Source organism: Desulfococcus sp. (assembly GCF_050178255.1).
In the GTDB taxonomy this organism is placed as follows: domain Bacteria; phylum Desulfobacterota; class Desulfobacteria; order Desulfobacterales; family Desulfococcaceae; genus Desulfococcus; species Desulfococcus multivorans.
Genome location: NZ_JBFXGG010000071.1, coordinates 1 through 5,985 on the forward strand (window position 1 = coordinate 1; position 5,985 = coordinate 5,985).

Consider the following 5,985-nt stretch of genomic DNA (forward strand, 5'->3'; position numbering starts at 1 on the left):
AGAGATTGGCAAGGCTCACCGCGTAAGCGAATGCATGGCGCGCACTATCGGAAAGGTCAGTGGAGTACAGTATTTTTTTGATTTCGATTTTGGGCAGAATCATATCATTTCTCCTATGTCAGGGGTTTCTCTTCCGGAGCGATGCGGCGGGAAGCTTTCCCGATGCATGAAGGTTCAGTCGTCGAACATCGGGGGCGCCATCGCGTATCGCCTTGAAAACGGCGGATGATCGTCCATGGGAATGGGCGCGGGCCGTATCCTCCCGGCACTGCTATCCGGTCATCGTCATGAAAGTCGAAAGTTGCGTTATAGAAACACATGCCATTATTTTTCTCAAGAAAATTATGGGGGCGCGGATCCGTGAGGTCAGGGCGGCGGGCCGCGGAACATTTCCCTTATCGTTGCGGTGATTCATGAACGGATCCGGGTGTTGATCTCTTCGATGTGAAACAGGATTGATTGACATCGACAGTGCAGGTGAATATGATACAAATTCAATTTTCGACTTTCATGACGATGGCCGGAAAGAGGTGCCGGGAGGATACGGCCCGGGCCCCTTCAGCGGTGAGTTTTAGTGCCGCTTAAGCGCCGCGGCGGATCAGCGGCCCGGACTGTTTGAGCGCCAGCGAGTTTCCGGGCCGCCCGGAGCAAGCTTTAGCGGCACTTGAACGAAATCGCGTGGGGCGCGGGCCGTATCCTCTCGGCACCGACCTGTGAAAGTCGAAAGTTGAGATACAAAGCTGTCCATGCCGCAAAGAAAACACAAAACGGCCTTGACGGTCTCGGGGATATCGGCGCTGTTTTGCTTTGACGGACCGGAGGGCGCATCCAGAACAGAGAAATTTGGAAATGAAAAAACGAATCGTGTTGACCATTGTGGGATTGATCGTCCTGGTGGCGGGCATCGCCGGCATCAAGGCGCTGCAGATCGGCCGGATGGTGGCCCAGGGGAAGGATTTCGCACCGCCGCCCGAGAGGGTAAACGCTTTCGAGGCGACCCGGGAACAGTGGGAAACCCTCATCCCTTCCGTAGGGTCGTTGGATGCCGTCCAGGGCGTCACGGTAACCACGGAGTTGAGCGGTAAGGTCGTCAATATCGCTTTTGAGCCGGGAGGGAAGGTCAAGGCCGGGGATCTCCTGATCAAGCAGGACACCGCATCCGAAGAGGCCCGGCTGCGGGCGGCCGAGGCCGCTTTGAACCTGGCCCGGATCAACTTCCAACGCGCCCGGGGGCTTCTGGCCCGGAAGGCCATTTCGGAATCCGATTACGATAATGCCGACGCCCAGTACAAATCGGCCGCCGCGGAGGTGGACGGCATCCGCGTCCTCATCGAAAAGAAGACCATCCGGGCACCTTTTGCGGGTCGTCTCGGCATCCGATTGGTCAACATGGGAGAATTACTGAGGGAGGGCGACCCCGTTGTTTCCCTTCAGGCCCTCGATCCTGTTTTCGTCAATTTTTTGCTGCCCCAGCAGGAGATCGCCAGGGTCAAGCCCGGGATGACGGTCCGGGTTACCAGCAATGCTCTGCCCGGTCTGATCCTTGACGGGACGATTACCGCCATCAACCCGGAGGTGGAATCGGCGACCCGGAACGTCCGCATTCAGGCCACAATAACCAATCCGGAGGAGCGTCTTCGGCCAGGGATGTTCGTCAACGTGGATGTGGTGATGCCGGAGCCGAAGCCGGTGGTCGTCATCCCCGAGACGGCGGTGTTGTACGCCCCCTACGGGGATTCCGTGTTCGTGGTGGAAACGGCGGAAGGTGATGCCGACGACAAGACCCATATGACCCTTCGCCAACAGTTCGTTCGGCTGGGGGATAAAAAGGGCGATTTTACCGCTGTTTCCTCGGGGCTCCGGGAGGGGGAGCTGGTGGTGAGCACCGGGGTTTTCAAGTTGCGGAACGGTCAGACCGTGGTCATCGACAACACCCTCTCCCCGGTGTTCGAACAATCCCCGACCCCGGAAAACAGATGAGGCGTCCCACCTGATGGGAGTCGGGTGCGAAAGACTTCAATTCCAGCTTGAGAGCGTCATATCATGAGAGCATTCACCGACATTTTCATCCACCGTCCGGTCCTGTCGCTGGTGGTCAGCTTCCTCATCATCATCGCCGGGTTGCAGGCGCTCCGGACGGTCAATGTCCGGCAATACCCCCGCAGTGAAAATGCGGCGGTCACCATTATGACCGTTTATGTGGGGGCCGACGCCGACCTGGTGCGCGGATTCATCACCACACCGATAGAACGCGCCGTTGCCGCCGCCGACGGAATCGAATACATCGAATCCAAAAGCGCTCAAGGGCTTTCGACCATCACTGTCCGTCTCAAGCTCAACTACGATCCGGTCAAGGCCCTGTCGGAGATCAGCGCCAAGGTCGACCAGGTCCGGGGCGATCTCCCGCCCGAGGCCGAGGTTCCCATCATCAACGTCGAATCCGCCGACAGCCAGTTCGCCTCCGCCTACCTCAGCTTCACCTCCGACATTTTAGAGCAGAACGAGATCACCGATTATCTCGTTCGCGTCGTTCAACCCAGACTTTCAGCTGTTGAAGGGGTGCAGCGGGCCGATATCCTGGGCGCCCGAACCTTTGCCATGCGCGTATGGCTCAAGCCGGAACGCATGGCTGCCCTCAACATCAGCCCGGGGCAGGTTCGTGAGGCATTGGCCGCCAACAATTTCCTGTCGGCGGTCGGCGAGACCAAGGGCTCCCTGGTCCAGGTCAACCTGGTGTCGAATACCGATATGAGTACGGTGGAGGAGTTCAAACGTCTGGTCATTCGGGAGCAGGACGGCGCCATCGTGCGCCTCGAGGACGTGGGCGAGGTGGAACTGGGGGCGGAAGACTATGACGCCGAGGTGCGTTTTTCAGGACAGACCGCCGTCTTCATGGGCATCTGGCCCCTGCCCAACGCCAATTCCATCGACGTCATCCAGCGGGTGACCCGGGAGATGGCCGACATCGATCGGCAGCTGCCCACCGGCATGGCGGCTCGGGTGGCCTACGACGCCACGGATTACATCACCAACGCCATCCGGGAGGTGGTCAAAACCCTGGCGGAAACGCTCATCATCGTCGTGGTCATTATTTTTCTTTTTCTGGGTTCGCTCCGGTCGGTGCTGATCCCCGTGGTGACCATCCCCATGTCCCTCATCGGCGCAATCTTCCTGATGCAGGTCTTCGGATTCACCATCAATCTGCTGACGCTTCTGGCGATCGTTCTCTCCGTCGGGCTGGTGGTGGACGATTCCATTGTCATGGTGGAGAACATCGAGCGGCACCTGAGCGAGGGCGAATCCCCCATGGATGCCGCGCTGGCGGGGGCCCGGGAGCTGATCAGCCCCGTCATCGCCACAACCATCATTCTGGTGGCGGTTTACGCACCCATCGGGCTTCAAGGGGGGCTCACCGGCTCCCTCTTCAGGGAGTTCGCCTTCACCCTCACCGGCGCCGTGATCATTTCCACGGTCATCGCCCTCACGCTCTCGCCCATGATGGCGTCCAAACTGCTCAAGCCGGGGATGAAGGAGCGCGGGCTCGCCGACAGGATATCCAGGGGTTTCGACCGGTTCAGAGGGATCTACGGTAAACTTCTCGATGTGACCTTGGATACCCGTCCGGCGGTCTATACGGTCTGGCTGATCGTGAGCCTCCTGACCGTACCCATGTTCATCATGTCGCCGGCGGAGCTGGCCCCCACCGAGGACCAGGGGGTCATCTTCGGCATTCTGGACGCGTCCGCCAACTCGACCCTGGACCAGAACAGCCAGTATGCGGCGGCGGTAAACGATGTCTTCTTCAGCATCCCCGAAACCAATTTCACCTTTCAGATCACCCAGCCGAATTCCGGCTTCGCGGGGATGGTGCTCAAGCCCTGGGAGGAGCGGGACCGGACCGTGTTCCAGGTGATGCCGGAGGTCCAGGAAAAGCTCTCGGCCATTCCGGGCATCCGTATATTTCCCGTTACACCCGCGGCCCTGCCGGGCGGCGGTGACTTTCCAGTTGAGTTTCTGCTGACCGCAACGGCGGAAACGGAGCAGATCCTCGAGCTTGCCAACCAGATCCAGTACAAGGCGATGCAGAGCGGGATGTTCGCCTTTCCGCCCATCATCGACGTCAAGATCGACCAGCCGCAATCCGAGATCGTCATCGACCGGGACAAGACGGCGGACCTCGGCCTCGATCTTCAGCAGGTGGGTTCGGACCTGGCGGCCATGCTCAGTGGAAACTACGTCAACCGCTTCAATATCGCCGGCCGCAGCTACAAGGTCATTCCTCAGGTCACCCGTGTCGACCGCCTCAATCCGGAGCAGCTTCTCGACATCCATGTTTCCGGACCCGACGGCCGGCTGGTGCCCCTCAGCACCATTGCCACCATCAAGAACACCACCACGCCCCGCTCACTGAACCGTTTTCAGCAGCTCAACGCCGTCAAGATCAGCGGGGTTCCCGTCCGGCCGCTGGACGAGGCCCTCAAATTCCTGGAGGCGGAGGCGGCCGCCATCCTTCCCCAGGGCTATGTCATCGACTATACCGGGGAATCCCGGCAGCTCAGGACCGAGGGCAACAAGTTCATCCAGGCCTTCGTCCTGGCGGTCGTTCTCATTTTTCTCACCCTGGCGGCCCAGTTCAACAGCTTCCGCGACACCTTCGTCATTCTCGCCGGATCGGTGCCCCTGGGGATGTTCGGGGCGCTTATCTTCACGTTCCTCAAGATGCCCGACCCCAACGTGCCTTTCTGGACCCACGGCTGGACCACCACCCTCAACATCTATTCCCAGGTGGGCCTGGTGACCCTGGTGGGCCTGGTCGCCAAAAACGGCATTCTGGTGGTGGAGTTCGCCAACAAGCTTCAGCTGCGGGGGATGGACAAGCGCGAGGCGGTGCGCGAGGCGGCCCTGACCCGGTTTCGGCCGGTTCTCATGACCACCGGCTCCACCATTGCCGGCTACTTTCCCTTGATTCTGGTCACCGGTGCGGGCGCCGAGGCCCGGAACTCCATCGGCCTCGTCCTCGTGGGCGGCATGACCGTCGGGACCTTCTTCACCCTTTTCGTCATCCCGTCCATCTATATGCTGGTGGCGCGCGATCATGCCAAAACGGCGGGATCGGCCGTCGAAGCGGCAGCCTGATCCCGTCAGGTTTTGCCGAAGGGATTTTGAGGTGATCCTGACAGGCCGGGATGCGCCGGCGGCATCAGAAAAAGACCGCCACCGGGTCCCTCAGGATGGATTCGACGGCCTTCGACGCGTTTTTCGACGCTTCCGGGAAAACCTCCCGGAGGGCGACGATATGCCGGAGATTGTCCGCCGTTCGCAGGATCAGTACCGCCATATCGCCTTCCGCCAACTCCGACACCCGCACCACATGCTCCCATGTATGCGCTCCGGCGGCCCAGAGATATACGGAGAGGCAGGGCCTGAGATACATGGGGCGTACGTCGAAGCCTGCATCGGCCATCTGCTTCAAAAACGGCCCCAATCCCTTGACGACATTCTGGAAGGCCCGCTTCAGGGTATTGGGAACGACCTCCTTCAGGACCCGATCGTCGCATTCCCGTTCATTGACGAAGGACGCCATCAACCCGGCGATCACGGCCGGATTGTTTTCCGGGAAGACGCCCAGCCGGAACCCCTCGGCGATGGAGAGCGGATGGTCCACCCGCAGCTGCGACGCCCACATGCCGTCGTCCGTCAGCTTGCCCTCTTCCGATACATAACCGGTTTTTTTCAAAAAATCGAGGTGGTCCAGGAAGTCGTTCCAGAGCCGGCTTTTTTCCGGCGCCTCCCGTTCGGCCGTTTTCCCCATCTTCCGATAGGAGCGATAACCGGAATCGTGCTCGAGAAGGTAAGCGGCAAAGGATTTTTCGAGCAGCAGCTGGATCTGGTCCGGCGTGTGGGAGAGGAGCAGGTTGAGGGCCATGGAAAAATTGATTTTGATCTGGCTGTAAACATCGGCCGGCGGTGCCGTCACAAGACGCG

Annotated in this window: 2 protein-coding genes and 1 pseudogene; 2 read left to right on the plus strand and 1 reads right to left on the minus strand. The window is 60.0% G+C overall.

Features of this window, described 5'->3' with window-relative positions:
* The first annotated feature begins 849 nt into the window (after nt 1-849).
* Both AB7S84_RS12430 and AB7S84_RS12435 read left to right on the plus strand, forming a co-directional pair.
* Nucleotides 850-1,980 carry an efflux RND transporter periplasmic adaptor subunit gene (locus AB7S84_RS12430; RefSeq protein ID WP_020876082.1) on the plus strand — a complete coding sequence of 377 codons (1,131 nt, stop codon included), beginning with the start codon at nt 850-852 and terminating at the stop codon, nt 1,978-1,980.
* Nucleotides 1,981-2,043: 63 nt separating this feature from the next.
* Entirely contained in the window at nt 2,044-5,136 is a 3,093-nt protein-coding gene (locus AB7S84_RS12435; protein ID WP_428154771.1) for an efflux RND transporter permease subunit, read from the plus strand.
* 64 nt (nt 5,137-5,200) lie between these two features.
* Here AB7S84_RS12435 and AB7S84_RS12440 read toward each other — a convergent pair.
* Nucleotides 5,201-5,985 (minus strand): annotated as a pseudogene (locus AB7S84_RS12440) (DEAD/DEAH box helicase); the annotation flags it as partial.

Coding starts and splice junctions, on each gene's coding strand:
- AB7S84_RS12430 (WP_020876082.1), top strand. CDS start 850: ATGAAAAAACGAATCGTGTTGACCATTGTGGGATTGATCGTCCTGGTG.
- AB7S84_RS12435 (WP_428154771.1), top strand. CDS start 2,044: ATGAGAGCATTCACCGACATTTTCATCCACCGTCCGGTCCTGTCGCTG.